Consider the following 16,339-nt stretch of genomic DNA (forward strand, 5'->3'; position numbering starts at 1 on the left):
GCGTGAAGGGCGTGGTCGCGACCGCGCTGGTGGCGATGGCCGCCTCGGCGCTCCTCTACGTGCCGGGGGTCGCCTGGGCGATGGTGCTGGCGGACCTCGTCGGCCTCGACACCGCGAAGTGGGGTGCGGACAGCTTCGCCTCGGTCTGGACTTGGTACATGGCGCCCTTCCTTCTCGGCGATGCCGTCAAGGCGGTGATCGCGGCGCTTGTCGTTTCCGGCGGCTGGGCGGCGCTGAAGTCGCGCAGGGCCTGATCCCGATCGGGTCAGCAAGGGACCGGACGCCGCGCCCCAAGGGGCGCGGCGTTTTGCTTTGCTCAACCTTCCTCGGCGTGAAGCCGGCCAAGTGCGGCCTCGCACATGCCGTAGGGTTCCCATTCGCACCCCGCGCAGAGTGTCTTCAGGCGCCCCGGCGGCACGTTGTCGCGGATCCGTGCCTTGGCCTCGCCCCAGGTCAGCACTTCGCGCGGTTGAAGATCGAGCGCGGCGGCATGGGCGCGGTCGAGAACCCTGATCTTCGCCTCGTTGGTGCAAAGCCGTCCCCGGCGCTTGGGGCAGGGGGCGCAGATGTCGTCGGTCGCTCCCGTCACCACGATCACCGTCGTATCGCCGCCTGTCGCCCGCAGCCGCCCCATGACGATCGCGTCCATGTTCGCCGTGAAGGAGTCGGAATAGCCCTTGCCCTCGAAGCCCAGCGAACAGAGGAAATGGTGGGGACGGTAGCGGATCGGGCCGGTGCCGCTCACTCCGCCGCCTTCATCTCGAAACCTTTTGCGATCTGGTCCGCCGGCGCCACCGGGTAGTCGCCCGAGAAGCAGGCGTCGCAGTATTGCGGGCAGGTGCCGTCGCGGCCCGCGGCCTCGCCCACGGCGCGGTAGAGCCCGTCGAGCGAGACGAATTTCAGGCTCGTGACGCCGATCCAGTCGCGCATCTCGTCCTCCGACATGGTGGCGGCGAGGAGCTTGTCGCGGTCGGGCGTGTCGACGCCGTAAAAGCAGGGCCATGCGGTCGGAGGGGAGGCGATGCGGAAATGCACCTCGGCCGCGCCGGCCTCCATGATCATGTCCTTGATCTTGCGGCTCGTCGTGCCACGGACGACCGAATCGTCCACGAGGATCACCCGCTTGCCGCGGATCAGCGCCCGGTTCACGTTCAGCTTGAGCCGCACGCCCATGTTGCGGATCTGCTCGGTCGGCTCGATGAAGGTGCGGCCCATGTACTGGTTGCGGGTTATGCCGAGGCCGAATGGGATGCCCGACTCGGCCGCGTAGCCGATCGCCGCGGGCGTGCCCGAGTCGGGGACAGGGCAGACCAGATCGGCATCCACCGGCGCCTCCCGCGCAAGCTCCACGCCGATCTGGCGGCGCGTCTCGTAGACCGAGCGGCCGCCGAGGATCGAGTCGGGTCGCGAGAAATAGACATGCTCGAAGATGCAGAAGCGCGATTTCGACGGCGCGAAGGGGCGCGACGAGGCGATCTTGCCATGTTCGATCACCACCATCTCGCCGGGCTCGACCTCGCGGACGAACTCTGCGCCGATGATGTCGAGCGCGCAGGTCTCGGACGAGAGGGCAAAGCCGTCGCCGACCTTGCCGAGAACGAGCGGGCGCACGCCAAGCGGATCGCGTACGCCGATGAGCTTGGTCCGCGTCATGGCGATGACGGAAAAGGCGCCCTCCACCGCCCGAAGCGCGTCCTTGATCCGCTCGGCAAGCGTCTTCTGCATCGACCTCGCCATGAGGTGGATGATGCATTCGCTGTCCGACGAGGACTGGAAGATGGCGCCCCGCTCGATCAGTTGCTGGCGGAGCTGGGCGGCGTTCGTCAGGTTGCCGTTGTGGGCGATGGCACAGCCGCCGATGGCGAATTCGCCGAAGAAGGGCTGCACGTCGCGGATTGCCGTGGCGCCCTTCGAGCCGGCGGTCGAATAGCGCACATGGCCGATGGCGAGGCTGCCGGGCAGCGTCGCCATGACGTCGGCCTTGGTGAAGTTGTCGCGGACATAGCCGAAACGCTTGGCGTTGTTGAAGCCTTCGGCCGCGTCATAGCTGACGATGCCGCCTGCCTCCTGGCCGCGGTGCTGGAGTGCGTGAAGGCCGAGCGCCACGAAGTTTGCCGCGTCATTCACGCCGATGACGCCGAAGACACCGCATTCTTCCTTCAGCTTGTCATCGTCGAAGGGGTGGGCGAGGTGTCGGCGCATCGCGCTGTCTCCGAATCCGGGCAGGGAGTCGCCCCTCATTTAGGGGCAACCGCGCCGCATGTCACGCCCGCGTCACGAAGGGATGCCGCGAACTCGGTCAGTTCGAGGGGGGCGTGATGGTCTTGGCGCCTGTTCCGTCCGTCGCGGCATCCTCGGTGCCGGTGGCCGGCGCCGTCTGGGTCGGCGCGCCGCAGTCGCCGACAAGTTCCTGGTAACGCGCGAGAATCCAGCCCGGCGCATCCTGCGGCACCTCCTGGTTCAGACGCTGTTCGAGCGAGGCGAAGATCTTGGCCGACTGCGAGTTGTCCACCACCGGCACGGTCGAGCCCGAAAGCACGCGCGAATAGACGACGAAGGCGACCGCAACGAGAAGGATGCCCCTGAGGACGCCGAAGAGGAAGCCGAGCCCCTGGTCGATCCCGCCGAGGGCCGAGCGCTGGACGGCCGAGGCGAAGACCGGCGTGAAGATCGACATGACGATGAGGGAGAGCGCGAAGACTCCGGCGAAGGCGGCGATGATCGACAGTTCGCAGCTGTCACCCAGGAACTTGTCGAGAACCGGGATCTGCTTGACCAGCGGCTCGGCCTGCGGCGCGAAGATGAAGGCGAGCACGGCCGCGGCAACCCAGCCGGCGATGGCGAGTACCTCGCGCACGAACCCGCGGCTGTAGGCCAGGATCGCCGACATCAGGATGATGACGGCCACAACTGCATCGACGATGGTAAAGCCTTCCATGCCCTCGCTCCTCGTTCTCAGCCCGCGGCGAACATCTCGCCGACAAACGTGGTGAGATCGGGCATCTGGCGCACCCGCATCCCGTCGCCGGTCTCGATCCTCGACCGTTCCGGAGCGACCGCCTGTGAGAAACCAAGTTTTTGCGCCTCTTTCAACCTGTTTTCCGCCTGACCGACGGGGCGCAGGGCGCCCGACAGGCTGATTTCGCCGAAGACGACCATGTCGGCGGGCAGCGCCACGTCCTCGCGCGCGGACAGAAGGGCCGCCGCCACCGCGAGATCGGCCGCGGGTTCCGAGACGCGCATCCCGCCCGCGACGTTCAGGAAGACGTCGAGCCCGGCGAAGGGGATGCCGCAGCGGGACTCCAGAACGGCGAGGATGGTGGAGAGGCGGCCGGCATCGAGCCCGACCACGGTGCGGCGCGGCGTGCCGAGCGGCGAGGGCGCGACGAGAGCCTGGATTTCGGTCAGCACCGGCCGGGTGCCCTCGATCCCGGCGAAAACGGCCGATCCGGGCGTCGCCTGGCCGCGTTCGGAGAGAAAGAGCGCCGACGGATTGGCGACCTCGGCGAGGCCGCCGCCGGTCATCTCGAAGACGCCGATCTCGTCGGCCGGGCCGAAGCGGTTCTTCACCGCCCGCAGGATGCGGAACTGGTGGCCGCGCTCCCCCTCGAAGTAGAGGACCGTATCGACCATGTGCTCGACCACACGGGGGCCGGCGATCTGGCCTTCCTTGGTGACGTGGCCGACGAGCACGACGGCCGTGCCGCGGCGCTTGGCGAAACTGACCAGTTCGTGGGCCGCCGAGCGGACCTGCGAGACCGAGCCAGGCGCGGCCTCCACATGGTCGGCCCACATCGTCTGGATCGAATCGATGATCGCGAGGTCGGGGCGGGTGGCGTCGAGCGTCGTCAGGATGTCGCGCAGGTTGGTCTCGGCCGCAAGCCGGACGGGCGCATCCGAGAGGCCGAGCCGTTCGGCCCGCATCCGCACCTGTGCCGCGGCCTCCTCGCCGGAAACATAGAGGCAGGACAAGCCCTTGCGGGCGAAACTTGCGGCGGCCTGCAAGAGCAGGGTGGACTTGCCGATGCCGGGGTCGCCGCCGACGAGGATCGCCGAGGCCGGGACCAGCCCGCCGCCGAGGACGCGGTCGAGTTCGTCAAGTCCCGACGCGGCGCGCGGGGGCGGCGCCTCCTCCGTGGCGAGCGTCGTCAGCGCGACCATCCGGCCCTTGGCGGCCCCGAGGGTGCGGCTGGCGGGCCCGTCGGACAGGGGCGCCTCCTCGACGATGGAGTTCCAGGCGCCGCAGGCTTCGCAGCGTCCCGCCCATTTCTTGTGGCTGGCGCCGCATGCCGTGCAGGTGAACGAGGAGGGGGCAGGTTTCGCCATGCGCCCTTCCTGCCCGAAGGCGCGCAGGCCGGCAAGGGGTGAGGGGGCCGCCCCGCCGCGGGGGATGCGCGCGCGGCAGGGGAATTCGCGGCGGGAAAGCAGGCGTCAGCGGGCTGAAACCGGCCTGCGGGCGCGATCCGTGAGGTGCGAGATGGCGAGGCTCGCCAGCACGCAGCCGGTAAAGAGGTAGAGGCCCCAGGCGGTCTCCACCCGGCCGACGCCCACGCCCTTTGCGATGACGATGTAGAGCGCGATGAGGAAGACATCGGCCATGGCGAGCCGGCCGAGCAGGTGCAGCGCGCCAAGAAGGCGTGGCGAGGCGAGGCGGAACTGCACCAGGGCGAGGCCGATGGTCTTGAGATAGGGGGCGAAGATGGCGAGGAAGGTGACCAGAAGGGCGAGCGCCACGTCCTTTTCCCAGAGCGCCTGAAGCCCGGTGACGACGGAAACCTCGTCGAGATCGAAGAAGGGCAGGAGCCCGGCCCGGAGGAGCGGCGCGAACCACGAGACCGGAAAGAGCAGGAGAAGCGAGAGGTTGGCAGCGCGCAGCATGGCCGCGCTTCTACACTGGCACCCTCTACGCACCAAGAGCCTCAGTAGGTGGCATGCTGACGCCGCCGGCGCAGGAAGATCAGCATCGCGATCCAGATCCAGAAAGAGACCCAGGCGAGGACCGCAGCCAGCACATGGCCGCGACCGAGCGTGAGGCCACCGTCGCCCGCCCGCCAGAGTGTCACGGCAAGGACCAGGGTGTTGATGGCGATCGTCGCGACGGAGAAAGCCGCGCCGGCCTGAAGCCATGGCGAGGGTTGCAGGCCGCGGCGGCGCAACGATCCGACCCGACGCAGGGCCGCTCCCAGGCTGACCGCCGGCGGAACCACGAACAGGGCAGCGAGCAGAAGAAATGCGGGCCAGACGCCCTGAGCCGAAGCCATGTCTCGCCTCCAGCCCCATCCAGATGTGCCGACCCTAGGGCCTTGCGGGGCAGGAAGTCAATTTTGGCGGCGCAATCGGGCGGAACTGTGTCCGTCCCGGCGCCGCCAGTCGGCACCATTCAGCGCACGGCCTCGATCGGCCCCTCGGCCCGGCCGTGGATGAACTGCTGGACGTAAGGATCCGCCGTCGCGTCCATTTCCGTGACGGGTCCGGTCCATTGGATGACGCCGTCATGGAGCATCGCCACGCGGTCGGCGATGGCGCGGACGGAGGACATGTCGTGGGTGATGGTCATCGCGGTCGCACCCATCTCGGTCACGATCTCGCGGATGAGCTGGTTGATGACGCCGGCCATGATCGGGTCGAGGCCGGTCGTGGGCTCGTCGAAGAAGATGATCTCGGGCTCGGCGGCGATGGCACGGGCCAGGCCCACGCGCTTCTGCATCCCGCCCGAGAGCTCTGCCGGGAAGAGGTCCGCCGTCTCGGGTTTCAGACCGACGCGGCGCAGCTTCTCGATGGCGATGGCGCGGGCCTCGTCCTTCGGTCGCTTCAGGGAACCGCGCAGGAGCCGGAAGGCGACGTTCTGCCAGACCGGCAGCGAATCGAAGAGCGCGCCCCCCTGGAAGAGCATCCCGAATCGCGCGAGGAAGGTGTCGCGCGAGGCGGTTTCGACATCCTCGCCGTCGAGCGTGATGGAGCCGGTGTCAGCGTGAACAAGCCCGAGGATACACTTGAGAAGAACGGATTTTCCCGTTCCGGAGCCACCGATGATCACCATGCTTTCGCCCGAGGGGATGGTCAGGTTGACCCCCCTTAGCACGCGGTTCGACCCGAAGGCCTTGTGAACGTCCGTGAGCGTGATCATGCGGAGAAGAAGACCTCCGTCAGGATGTAGTTGGTGGCGAGGATGAGGACCGAGGCGGCGACCACGGCAGACTTGGTGGCCCGGCCGACGCCCTGCGCGCCGCGGCCCGAATGCATCCCGTAGAAGCAGCCCATCAAGGCGACGATGAAGCCGAAGGCCGCGCCCTTCCAGAGGCCCGATGCGATGTCGGACCATTCGAGGAATTCGCGGGTGTTCTTGAGATAGGTCGCCGGGTTGAATCCGAGCCGGTTCACCCCGACGAGGTAGCCGCCGAAGATGCCGATCGAGTCGCCCACGGCGACGAGCACGGGCACCGCAAGGGTGGCGGCAAGGACGCGCGGCACGGTGAGGTACTTCATCGGGTGGGTGGACAGCGTCACCAGCGCGTCGATCTGCTCGGTCACCTTCATCGTGCCGATCTCGGCGGCGATGGAGGAGGCGACGCGCGCCGCGACCATCAGCCCGCCGAGAACGGGCCCGAGTTCGCGCACCATGCCGATGGCGACGATGGAGGGCACGACACTTTCGGCCGAAAAGCGCGCGCCGCCCGCGTAGATCTGCAAGGCGAGCGCCCCGCCGGTGAAAAGCGCCGTCATGCCGACGACCGGCAGGCTGAACCAGCCGATCTGCATCAGCGCGTGAAGGAACTCCTTCGGGTAGAAGGGGGGGCGGAAGAGGTGGCTCACGGCTTCCACCCCGAAGAGCGCGAGCCGCCCGAGCGTGGCGAGCCCGCCGAGCACGAGGCGGCCGATCGCCGCGACCGGGGCGAGAATGCTCATGCCGCCGCCTCGTTGTAGCGCCGCGCGTAGCGGGCGCCGAGCGCGGTCAGGACCTCGTAGCCGATGGTGCCGGCGGCGGTGGCGAGGGCGTCGACGCCCTGGTGCGCGCCGAGGATGTCGAGGGCTTCGGGCACCTCGTCGAGATCGGTCACATCGGCCGCCATCAGGTCCATGGAGACGCGGCCGACGAGCGGGCAGGCGGTGTCGCCTGCGAAGACGGATGCGCGCCCCGACATCGAGCGGAAGAGGCCGTCGGCGTAGCCGGAGGAGAGGGTGGCGACGCGCGAGGGGCGGGTTGCGGTCCAGGCGTTGCCGTAGCCCGCGGTTTCGCCGGGCGCCACGTCGCGGACCTGCACCACCGGAAGCGACAGCCGCACCACGGGGCGGGCCTCGGCAAAGGGGGCGCCGCCGTAGAGGCCGACGCCCGGGCGGGTGACTTCGAAGTGATATTCCGGCCCGAGAAGGATCCCGCCCGTCGCCGCGAAGGAGCGGGGCACACCCGTGCCGCCGGTCATGCGGCGGAAGGTCCGAAGCTGCGCCGCATTCATCGGATGATCCGGTTCGTCGGCGCAGGCGAGGTGCGACATGAGGACCCTCGGCCCGCTGGCGAGAAGGCCGGGGGCGAGCGCGCGCCAGTCGGTGTCCTCCATCCCCAGGCGGTTCATGCCGGTATCGAGCTGCACGCCGAACGGATGGCCCGGCAGGGCGTCGAGATGCCGGCGCACCTGTTCGGGCGAGTTGAGCATCGGAACGAGCCGCGCCGCTGCCAGCGCCTCGGCATCGCCCGCCATGTGGCCGGTGAAGACAAGGATTTCCGGCTCCGGGCCCAGCGCCTCGCGCAGGCGGGCGCCTTCGGCGGCCTCGGCGACGAAGAAGCGCCGCGCGCCGGCGCGGGCAAGCGCGCGGGCGACGCGGTCCGCGCCCAGGCCGTAGGCATCGGCCTTCACCACCGCGCCTGCCTCGGCATGGCCAAGGGCCGCGAGCGCGCGCCAGTTGGCGGTGACCGCGTCGAGGTCGATGGTGAGGACTGCCTGCGCCATGGCCGGTCTTTTGGCAGGCACGCAGGGCGGAGGCAAGCGCTTTGCAGACGCTCAGGGAATGTCGCGGAAGTTCCGGTTCCGCTGCCAGATCTTCTCGCCGATCTCGCAGTCGTAAGGCGCCGCGGCCTCGATGCGGATCAGCCGCTCGGACGGCGCGCCGGCGATCTCGAGCACGAGCTTGCGGGTGACGGCGGCGGTGAAGTCGCGCCAGTCGGTCACCGGCAGGACGAAGGCGCCGGGCCCGCCGATGACGCAACGGGCGTAGTAGGTGTCGAGGTCGTCGAGCCGCCAGATGGCACCCCGCCCGTCATGGGTCATCAGCGGCAGGCCGTTGATCGTGATGCCCTCGGCGAGGACCCCGTCGCGGGCGAGGGTCACGAGACCGCCCTGATTGTTGGGACCGTCGCCCGAGATGTCAATGACGCGGCGGAGCCCATCGAACTCGTTCGCGCCGATCAGGAAGGCGCCCGCGCGCAGCGCCGAGGCGATGGAGGTTCGGCTTTGCGTGACCGTGCGGGCTTCGAGAAGCGTCGCGGCGAAGGCGCCGAGGTCCTCGCGCCCCGCGACCAGCGTCCAGTCACGCACCACCGTCTGGCGATGTTCGCCGGCCCATTCGACGTAAGCCAGCGCGATCCGCCCCGTCATCGTCCGCCCGAGCGCGGTCGCCACCGCGTCGCTCTTCAGCGCCTCGGCATAGCCACGGCGCTGGATTTCCAGTTCGGCCGGAGACATCGAGCGGGAGACGTCGACCAGGAGCAGGAGCTCCAGGTCGACCTCCTCGGCCCGCCCGGCGGAGGCCAGCACGGCAAGGGCAGTCAGCAAGACGAAAACGACGCGCATGAGCGAAGCGTCCGGCGCGCGGCGGCGGCTGTCCAGTCACTTTCGCGCGGGGTGTGCGCGCGCGCGGGTCAGAACCCATCCTGCCCTTGCTGCCAGGGTCTCACGAGATTGCCGAAGCGGGTGAAGCGGCCCTCGAAGCTGAGTTCCACCGTCCCGATCGGCCCGTGGCGCTGCTTGCCGATGATCACCTCGGCGCGCCCGTGGACCTGCTCCATGACCTCCTGCCACTTGGCCATGGCTTCGAGGTCGTGATCGCCCGGTTTCTCGCGCTCGCGGTAGTATTCCTCGCGGAACACGAACATCACCACGTCGGCGTCCTGCTCGATCGAGCCCGACTCGCGCAGGTCGGAAAGTTGCGGGCGCTTGTCGTCGCGGCTCTCGACCTGGCGGGACAACTGCGAAAGCGCCACGACGGGTATCGAGAGTTCCTTCGCCAGGGCCTTGAGCCCCATGGAGATCTCCGCGATCTCCTGGACCCTGTTGTCGCCCTTGCCGGTGCCGCGCAGAAGCTGGAGGTAGTCGACGAAGACGACGTCGAGTCCGTGCGTCCGCTTCATCCTGCGACAGCGCGCGGCGACCTGGGAGATCGGCAGGGCGGGCGTGTCGTCGATATAGAGGGGACAGGTTTCCAGCGCCTTCGCGGCCTCGACGAAGCGGCGGAACTCGGCTTCGGTCATGTCGCCCCGGCGCAACTGCTCCGACGGGACCTCGGAGGCTTCGGAGAGGACCCGGGTGGCGAGCTGTTCGGCCGACATCTCGAGCGAGAAGAAGCCCACCACGCCGCCGTTGACCGCGCCTTCGGTGCCGTCCGGACGCGTGCCGCGCTTGTAGGTCCTCGCGATGTTGAACGCGATGTTGGTGGCGAGCGAGGTCTTGCCCATCGAGGGGCGGCCGGCGAGGATAAGGAGGTCGGAGGGGTGCAGCCCGCCGAGTTTCTTGTCCATGTCGACGAACCCGGTCGAGATGCCCGAAAGCGCCCCGTCGCGCTGGTAGGCGGCAAGCGCGGTCTGCACCGCCTCCGTCGTGGCCTTCAGGAACGAGACGAAGCCCTTTTCCGCGGTGCCCTGTTCGGCCAGCGTGTAGAGCCGTTGCTCGGCCTCGATGATCTGCTCCTTGGGATCGCTGTCCACCGCGACCCGTCGGGCGCGGTCGGTAATGTCCTGGCCGAGCCGCATGAGCTCCCGCCGCACGGCGAGTTCATAGATCATCTGCGCGTAGTCGCGCGCCGCATAGGCCGAGATGGCGGCGCCGGCGATCCGGGCGAGATAGGCCGGCCCACCAAGCCCCTTGAGCCCCTCGTCATCCTCAAGGTAGCTCTTGAGCGTCACCGGCGATGCAAGCGCGTTGCGCTGGATCCGCGCCACCGCGATCTCGAAGATGCGCTGGTGCACGGGCTCGAAGAAATGCTCGGCCTTCACCAGCGCCGCGATCCGGTCGTAGATGTCGTTGTTGGTCAGAATCGCGCCGAGAAGCTGCTGCTCGGCCTCGATGCTGTGCGGAATCGTCTCCTTTTCCGGGCCAACCGTGACCGCCCGGACCGTCGCAACTTCTGTCATTCTGTCCCCCGTCGTCGGCGATGGGATATGCGCCATCCGGCTCGCCGGCGCAAATTGTATATCGCTGTGGATGAGCGGTGGATAAGCGCGGAACCACAAGATGATGGGGAATCATCCGTGCCGCTGTCAATCTCTGGCTGGCGGTTCGTCCTGCGGTTGCGGCTGCGTCCCGCCGACGCGGCGTCAGCTTCCGGCCCGCGCCGCCTGCCAGGGGCGCGGAGAGGTCAGGAAGGCTTCGACCTCGTCCAGGGTCGCGCGGTCGAAGGCTTCCGATTCGCGCGCCTCTGCCAGCACGTCCCACCAGGTGCAGAGGTAATGCAGCTTCACGCCATGCCGGCCGAGCGTCTCGACCGTCTCGGGGAAGATGCCGTAGTAGAAGATAACCGCCGTATGGGCACAGGTCGCCCCGGTGTCGCGGATCGCGTCCACGAAGCTCAGCTTCGAGCCGCCGTCGGTCGTCAGGTCTTCCACCAGGAGCACCCGCTGGCCCTCGCCCATCGTCCCCTCGATTCGGGCGTTGCGGCCGTAACCCTTGGGCTTCTTGCGGACATAGGTCATCGGCAGCGCCAGACGCTCGGCCACGAGCGCGGCGAAGGGGATGCCCGCCGTCTCGCCGCCCGCGACGTTGTCGAAGGCCTCGAACCCGGCCTCGCGCATCACCGTGCCGGCGAGGAAATCCATCAGCGTGGAGCGGATGCGCGGGAAACTGATGAGCTTGCGGCAGTCGATATAGGTCGGCGAGGGGAGCCCCGAGGCCAAGGTGAAGGGCTCGGCTGCATTGAAATGCACCGCCTCGATCTCCAGCAGCATCCGCGCGGTCAGGCGGGCGATCTCTTCTTTCGGGGGGAAGGCACTGGGGATCATGGCGCTGCCTTTCTCGTTTCACTGTGGTCCGAATACTCCCCGCGGAGCGTCCGGCATCGGCCGCGGGAGCCTCCGGCGGGAGTATTTCGGCCACACTGAAAGATCAATCGACAACCTCCCAATGGACCGGAAAGCCGGGGTCGAAGACCGTCACCGGGCCGGCGCCGGTGTCGATCTTTTCGGGCCAGCGGGCGGGGGTGTCGCGCTTCTCCAGCGTGATCGTGCCCTGGTTCGGCGCGAACCCGTAGAAGGCCGCGCCGTCGAGCGAGGTGAAGGCTTCCAGCCGGTCGAGCGCGGCCTCCTCCTCGAAGACATGGGCGAGGATCGCCATGGTGTTGGTCGCGGTGAAGCAGCCTGCGCAGCCGCAGGCATGTTCCTTCAGATGGTCGGGGTGAGGCGCTGAATCGGTGCCGAGGAAGAAGCGCCCGCCGCCCCGCGTTGCGGCGGCGCGGAGCGCCAGTCGGTGATGTTCGCGCTTGGCCACGGGCAGGCAGTAGTAATGCGGGCGGATGCCGCCGGCGAGGATGTGGTTGCGGTTGATGATCAGGTGATGCGTGGTGATCGTTCCGGCCATGTCGTCGCCCTGCGACCGGACATAGTCCACGCCCTCCTTCGTGGTGATGTGCTCCATCACCACGCGCAGGCCGGGGGTGGCGCGCCGGATCGGTTCGAGAACGCGGTCGATGAAGATCGCCTCGCGGTCGAAAATGTCAACGGAGGGGTCGGTCACCTCGCCGTGGACGCAGAGCGGCAGGCCGATTGCGGCCATCCTTTCGAGAACGCCGCGCACCTTGTCGAAATCGCGGACCCCCGACTGCGAGTTGGTCGTGGCGCCGGCGGGGTAGAGCTTGACCGCCTTCACGAGGCCCGACGCCGCCGCGGCGGCAACGTCGGCGGGATCGGTCGCCTCGGTGAGGTAGAGCGTCATCAGGGGTTCGAACGCGAAGCCCTCGGGCACGGCGGCCGTGATGCGGTCGCGGTAGGCCGCCGCCTCGGCGCCCGTCACGACCGGCGGCACGAGGTTCGGCATGACGATGGCGCGGGCGAAGTGGCGGGCGCTTTCCGGCAGCACGGCCTGAAGCATCGCGCCGTCGCGCAGATGCAGGTGCATGTCGTCGGGGCGGCGAAGGGTGATCCGGGTCATGGTCCTGCCCTAGCGTGTTCCACGCCGGCTTTCCATCGCCTGGCGCGGGCGAGGGCGAAAAATTCCCGCGCAGGCGGCGGGCGGCTCTGCTAGGCTCGCGCCGGCACCCGGATGCAAAGACCGGGGCATGAAAAAGGAGGAAAAGCGATGTGTCATGCCTGCGTGATCGAGGGTGTGCGGAAATCCATGCTGTCGCGGCGCGACCTCTTCCGGGGCGCGGCGGCGGTGGGGCTGGCCGGTGCGGCGGCCGGGATGGGCTCGGCGCGGGCGGCGCTGGCGCAGGCGAGCGGAAGGGCGGTGGACCTGACCCACGCCTATGACGGGAGCTTCCCGACCTTCGACGGCAATCCCGGCATCCTCTTCGAGGAAGCGGTGAACATCGACAAGTCGGGCTACCAGCTCTGGAAGCTGACCATCTACGAACACACCGGCACCCACATCGACGCGCCCTTGCACTTCTCGAAGGACGGGGCGTCGGTCGCCGACCTGGCGGTGGAGAACCTCGTGGCGCCGCTCTGCGTGCTTGACCTGACCGCGAAGGCGGCCGAGGACGCCAACGCGATGGTGATGCGGGAAGACGTCGACGCCTGGATTTCCGCCAATGGCGACATCCCGGCGGGCGCCTGCGTGGCGATGCATTCGGGCTGGGCGGCGAAGGTCGGCGATCCGTCTTTCCGCAACACGGCCGAGGGCGCCTTCGCCTTCCCGGGCTTCTCGAAGGAGGCGACGGACTACCTCGCCGAACTGGGCGCGGCCTCGATCGCGGTCGACACGCTGTCGCTCGACCCCGGAAATTCGGCCGATTTCGCGGTGCATTTCTCGTGGCTGCCCGGCGGGCGCTTCGGCATCGAGAACATCGCCAATCTCGACCAGTTGCCGGCCAGGGGAGCCACCATCTTCATCGGCGCGCCGAAGCACAAGACCGGCACCGGCGGGCCGGCGCGGATCATCGCGGTCGTCTGATGGCGGTGGTTCCGGTCGTGACCGACGCGGCGGCGGGGCCCGAGGCCCGCGCCGTCTTCGACGACATCAGGGCGAAGCGGCAGACCAACTTCGTCAACAATTTCTGGCGCGCGCTCGCCCATGACCCGGCGCTCCTGAAGGCGACGTGGGAGCGGCTGCAGGCGGTGATGGCGCCCGGTGCGCTCGACCCCCTGACGAAGGAGTTGATCTACGTCGCCGTCTCGGTGGCGAATGGCTGCGGATACTGCATCCATTCCCACACCGCCGCGGCGCGGGCGAAGGGCATGACCGACGCCCAGCACGGCGAGCTTCTCGCCGTGATCGCGATGGCGAGCCAGACCAACGCGCTCGCCACCGCCCTGCAAGTGCCGGTCGATCCGGCCTTCGAGCGCGGCGGCGGCTGAGACGCGGCCGATTCCTCGCCGAAACGTGTCGGCCGTCCCTCCGCATCCGTGCTATCGTGTTTCATCGGCACGACGGGGACCCAGGCCCGGCAGGACGCCGGGCAGCCCCTTTCGCGCCGGAGGTCCGGCTGAGCGGGAGGAGCATCATCATGGCCACCACCATCGGCAATCCCCTGTCCTGGGGCGTCAGGATGCTGGGCGCGGCGGGGCACGACATCGGCGCGGCCGCGCGGGAACTGGGCAGCGAGGGGTCGGGCGTTCCCGAGGTGCGCCGGATCGGGGTGGCGGACCTGCGGGCCGCGCTGCGCCTCGGCATCGCGGACTTCGCGGCGCTGCGGTCGGATGTCATCGTCGCGGCGCTGATCTATCCGATCGCGGGAGCCTGCCTCGTCTGGCTTGCCTTCCACCGCGACCTTCTGCCACTCGCTTTCCCGCTCCTTGCGGGCTTCGCGCTCGTTGGCCCCGCGGCGGCGGTCGGGCTCTACGAGATGAGCCGGCGGCGCGAGGCGGGCGAACCGGTCGGTTGGGGGGATGCCTTCGGCGTCCTCCGTTCGCCGCGGTTCGGGGCCATCCTGGCGCTGGCGCTTGGCCACCTCGTGCTTTTCGTCCTCTGGATCCTGACCGCGCACCTGATCTCGCAGGCGACGATGGGCGCCGCTGCCCCGACCTCGGCGGGGCCGTTCCTCACGGCGGTGCTGACGACGCCCGAGGGCTGGTCGATGATGGCCGTCGGCCTGCCGGTCGGCTTTCTCTTCGCATGCCTCGTCCTCATGACCAGCGCGGTGTCGTTCCCGCTTCTGCTCGATCGGCCGGTCGGGCTTCCGGTGGCGGTGGTGACGTCGGTGCGCGTGGCGCGCGAGAATCCGGCGACCATCGCGCTCTGGGGGCTCGTCGTCGCCGTCGGTCTCGTCATCGGGTCGTTGCCGCTTCTCGTCGGGTTGGCGGTTGTCATGCCGGTTCTCGGCCATGCGACCTGGCACCTCTACCGCCGGGCGGTCGTCTGAGGGGAATGACGCCGATCGGGGCGGGTCCGGTCTGGGTGGCCTTGCATCGCCGGTGCGCTGCGCGCAGACTCGCCGCCACAGGATGAGGCAACCTCGGGCGGAGAATGAGACGGATTGCACTTGGCGCGGTGATGGCGGCCGCTCTGGCGGCCTGCACCCAGGACCCCGGTTTCGTCGGTGTCGGTGGCGTGCGCGAGGCGACGGCGGCGGAGGTGGCTGCCTGCCACTATGTCAGCGACATCCGCATGTCGCCCGGCGTCTATGGCGTGCTTGCCGATCAGGGCGTGAAATACGCCCGCAACACGATCATGGCCGACGCACGCGATGCCGGCGCCAACACGGTCGTCTTCGACCCGGTCACCCCGGGCGCCGATGTCTACGAGCTACACGCGGTGGCCTACCGCTGCTAGCGGGGATGGAGCGGCGGCAGCCTTTCGCCCGCCGCGGCGAGCTGGCTTTCCAGCTGTTCGAGCCGCGTCTTGAACTTCGGGGCGTCGAGCCGGCCGATCACGTTCCGGCAGAGAAGCGCGGCGAGAAGCGCCCGCCCGTCCTGATCGAGCCGGGCAAGAAGGTTGCGCAGGTAGGGCCGGTAGTTGCGCCGCGCCCGGTAGAAGGTCCGGAAGAGCCGTTCGTCGAACGCCCCGGTGGCTGCGGCGGCGAGGACGGACGGCAGGATGCGCATGTGGTCCAGCGCCTCGCCCACGTCGCGGCCGAGATTGCGGCAGGGCAGGAGCGTGACGTGAGGCCGGGCAAAGAGCGCCGCGTGCATCGCGTCCAGGTTCTGTTCGGGGTCGAAGATCACGTAGACCGGCCCCGCGCCCTCGGTCATGTCCGGGGCGAAGCCGTAGCGGTCGGTGAAGCAGGTCCGCCGCATTTCCGAGTAGCGGGGATCCCAGCCGGCGATGCGCGGGTCGAGCGTCGCCTGCGGCGCGCCGAGGATGACCGTCGCGTCCGGGGCGGTGACCGAGAAGGCCGCGGCGGCATAGCCCGCCATGCCGTTGCCCCAGAAGACGACGCGGTCGAAGTCCTCGAAGAAGGCATCGTCCACGAGCCGGTCGAAATAGGCGAAGACGGCCGGGTCGCGGTACCAGGTTTCGGTGCGCGCGATGAGGCAGAGATGCGACCAGCCGCGCCCCTTGGCGACATGGTAGCCGAGGGGAAGCTGCCCCGGCTGACCCTGGCGGATCGAGGCGACGGTCTCGAAAGTGACGATCAGGGTCGGGCTTTCGTCGAGGAAGAAGGCGGCGTGGTTCCGGCCGAGCCACTGGAAGTAGCCCGCCTCGTCGCCGATCTCCTCTAGTCTGGCGAACCAGTCCGCATCGGACAGAGACCGCGGATCAGCGGTCTTCGCCTCGTTGTCCTGCATTGCCCCACGCACCCGTACACTTCCCGTCCACCAATCTGCGGCGGGCGCACCTGAGCGCGCAAGTTGGCTGAATGGTCACTCTTGAAAACATTGGAGATTTTTCGATGGACTGTTTCCGGCGGTCTGCCTATCCCGCGCCGCTGTCGCGCTCTGTTTCCGCACGCGGCCGGATGGCGTAAGCGGCCATGATTCCATGCTCTTCCGGCGAGAGGACACGGCTCGGCCCTGTCATCATCAAGCGCCCCAACAGTC

Annotated in this window: 19 protein-coding genes; 5 read left to right on the plus strand and 14 right to left on the minus strand. The window is 68.7% G+C overall.

All coding sequences use genetic code 11. The features are described from left to right. Positions 1-254, plus strand: a 254-nt coding sequence (locus ACMUOO_RS12720) for a biotin transporter BioY (protein ID WP_413855437.1), incomplete at its 5' end; no start/stop codon positions are given. A 62-nt stretch (positions 255-316) separates the two neighbouring features. Here ACMUOO_RS12720 and ACMUOO_RS12725 read toward each other — a convergent pair. From ACMUOO_RS12725 to pyrC, 13 genes are all read right to left on the minus strand, one after another. After that, positions 317-745, minus strand: a complete 429-nt coding sequence (locus tag ACMUOO_RS12725; protein WP_301918605.1) for a DUF1284 domain-containing protein — start codon at positions 743-745, stop codon at positions 317-319. Next, the gene (purF, locus tag ACMUOO_RS12730) at positions 742-2,202 is read right to left on the minus strand and encodes an amidophosphoribosyltransferase (protein WP_301918606.1); all 1,461 of its coding nucleotides are present in this window, start codon (positions 2,200-2,202) and stop codon (positions 742-744) included. Before purF ends, ACMUOO_RS12725 begins: the two co-directional genes overlap by 4 nt. Positions 2,203-2,299: 97 nt before the next feature. After that, a complete protein-coding gene (locus ACMUOO_RS12735) occupies positions 2,300-2,938 on the minus strand; it encodes a CvpA family protein (RefSeq protein WP_301918607.1) in 639 nt (212 codons plus the stop codon). A gap of 17 nt (positions 2,939-2,955) precedes the next feature. Continuing rightward, complete coding sequence (gene radA, locus ACMUOO_RS12740; RefSeq protein WP_301918608.1) at positions 2,956-4,326, minus strand: DNA repair protein RadA; 1,371 nt, start codon at positions 4,324-4,326, stop codon at positions 2,956-2,958. A 105-nt stretch (positions 4,327-4,431) separates the two neighbouring features. Then, complete coding sequence (locus ACMUOO_RS12745) at positions 4,432-4,878, minus strand: paraquat-inducible protein A (protein ID WP_301918609.1); 447 nt, start codon at positions 4,876-4,878, stop codon at positions 4,432-4,434. A gap of 41 nt (positions 4,879-4,919) precedes the next feature. Then, on the minus strand, positions 4,920-5,261 hold the full coding sequence (locus ACMUOO_RS12750) for a hypothetical protein (protein ID WP_301918610.1): 342 nt from the start codon (positions 5,259-5,261) through the stop codon (positions 4,920-4,922). Between the two features lie 119 nt (positions 5,262-5,380). Further along, complete coding sequence (locus tag ACMUOO_RS12755; protein ID WP_301918611.1) at positions 5,381-6,127, minus strand: ABC transporter ATP-binding protein; 747 nt, start codon at positions 6,125-6,127, stop codon at positions 5,381-5,383. Further along, positions 6,124-6,906, minus strand: coding sequence for an MlaE family ABC transporter permease (locus tag ACMUOO_RS12760; RefSeq protein ID WP_301918612.1), 783 nt, complete (start codon positions 6,904-6,906; stop codon positions 6,124-6,126). The genes ACMUOO_RS12755 and ACMUOO_RS12760 overlap by 4 nt, the downstream gene beginning before the upstream one ends. Then, on the minus strand, positions 6,903-7,946 hold the full coding sequence (alr, locus tag ACMUOO_RS12765; protein ID WP_301918613.1) for an alanine racemase: 1,044 nt from the start codon (positions 7,944-7,946) through the stop codon (positions 6,903-6,905). The genes ACMUOO_RS12760 and alr overlap by 4 nt, the downstream gene beginning before the upstream one ends. A gap of 51 nt (positions 7,947-7,997) precedes the next feature. Further along, positions 7,998-8,786: a DUF1194 domain-containing protein gene (locus ACMUOO_RS12770; protein ID WP_301918614.1), complete on the minus strand. Its 789-nt coding sequence runs from the start codon at positions 8,784-8,786 to the stop codon at positions 7,998-8,000. A 68-nt stretch (positions 8,787-8,854) separates the two neighbouring features. Beyond that, positions 8,855-10,342 carry a replicative DNA helicase gene (locus ACMUOO_RS12775; RefSeq protein WP_301918615.1) on the minus strand — a complete coding sequence of 496 codons (1,488 nt, stop codon included), beginning with the start codon at positions 10,340-10,342 and terminating at the stop codon, positions 8,855-8,857. 183 nt (positions 10,343-10,525) lie between these two features. Beyond that, a complete protein-coding gene (locus tag ACMUOO_RS12780) occupies positions 10,526-11,206 on the minus strand; it encodes an orotate phosphoribosyltransferase (RefSeq protein ID WP_301918616.1) in 681 nt (226 codons plus the stop codon). 103 nt (positions 11,207-11,309) lie between these two features. Continuing rightward, the gene (gene pyrC / locus ACMUOO_RS12785) at positions 11,310-12,350 is read right to left on the minus strand and encodes a dihydroorotase (protein WP_301918617.1); all 1,041 of its coding nucleotides are present in this window, start codon (positions 12,348-12,350) and stop codon (positions 11,310-11,312) included. A 147-nt stretch (positions 12,351-12,497) separates the two neighbouring features. Between pyrC and ACMUOO_RS12790 the strand changes: the two genes are divergently transcribed. From ACMUOO_RS12790 to ACMUOO_RS12805, 4 genes are all read left to right on the plus strand, one after another. Then, positions 12,498-13,313: a cyclase family protein gene (locus ACMUOO_RS12790; protein ID WP_301918618.1), complete on the plus strand. Its 816-nt coding sequence runs from the start codon at positions 12,498-12,500 to the stop codon at positions 13,311-13,313. Then, positions 13,313-13,717 carry a carboxymuconolactone decarboxylase family protein gene (locus tag ACMUOO_RS12795; RefSeq protein WP_301918619.1) on the plus strand — a complete coding sequence of 135 codons (405 nt, stop codon included), beginning with the start codon at positions 13,313-13,315 and terminating at the stop codon, positions 13,715-13,717. Before ACMUOO_RS12790 ends, ACMUOO_RS12795 begins: the two co-directional genes overlap by 1 nt. A 149-nt stretch (positions 13,718-13,866) precedes the next feature. Continuing rightward, positions 13,867-14,721: a DUF2189 domain-containing protein gene (locus ACMUOO_RS12800; RefSeq protein ID WP_301918620.1), complete on the plus strand. Its 855-nt coding sequence runs from the start codon at positions 13,867-13,869 to the stop codon at positions 14,719-14,721. A gap of 104 nt (positions 14,722-14,825) precedes the next feature. After that, entirely contained in the window at positions 14,826-15,131 is a 306-nt protein-coding gene (locus tag ACMUOO_RS12805; RefSeq protein WP_301918621.1) for a hypothetical protein, read from the plus strand. On the opposite strand, the gene ACMUOO_RS12810 is transcribed toward ACMUOO_RS12805, so the two are convergent. Continuing rightward, positions 15,128-16,099 carry a phosphoadenosine phosphosulfate reductase gene (locus ACMUOO_RS12810; protein ID WP_301918622.1) on the minus strand — a complete coding sequence of 324 codons (972 nt, stop codon included), beginning with the start codon at positions 16,097-16,099 and terminating at the stop codon, positions 15,128-15,130. The two genes, ACMUOO_RS12805 and ACMUOO_RS12810, sit on opposite strands and share 4 nt — an antisense overlap. Positions 16,100-16,339 lie beyond the last annotated feature (240 nt).

It is taken from the genome of Albidovulum sp. (genome assembly GCF_041919395.1).
GTDB lineage: Bacteria > Pseudomonadota > Alphaproteobacteria > Rhodobacterales > Rhodobacteraceae > Albidovulum.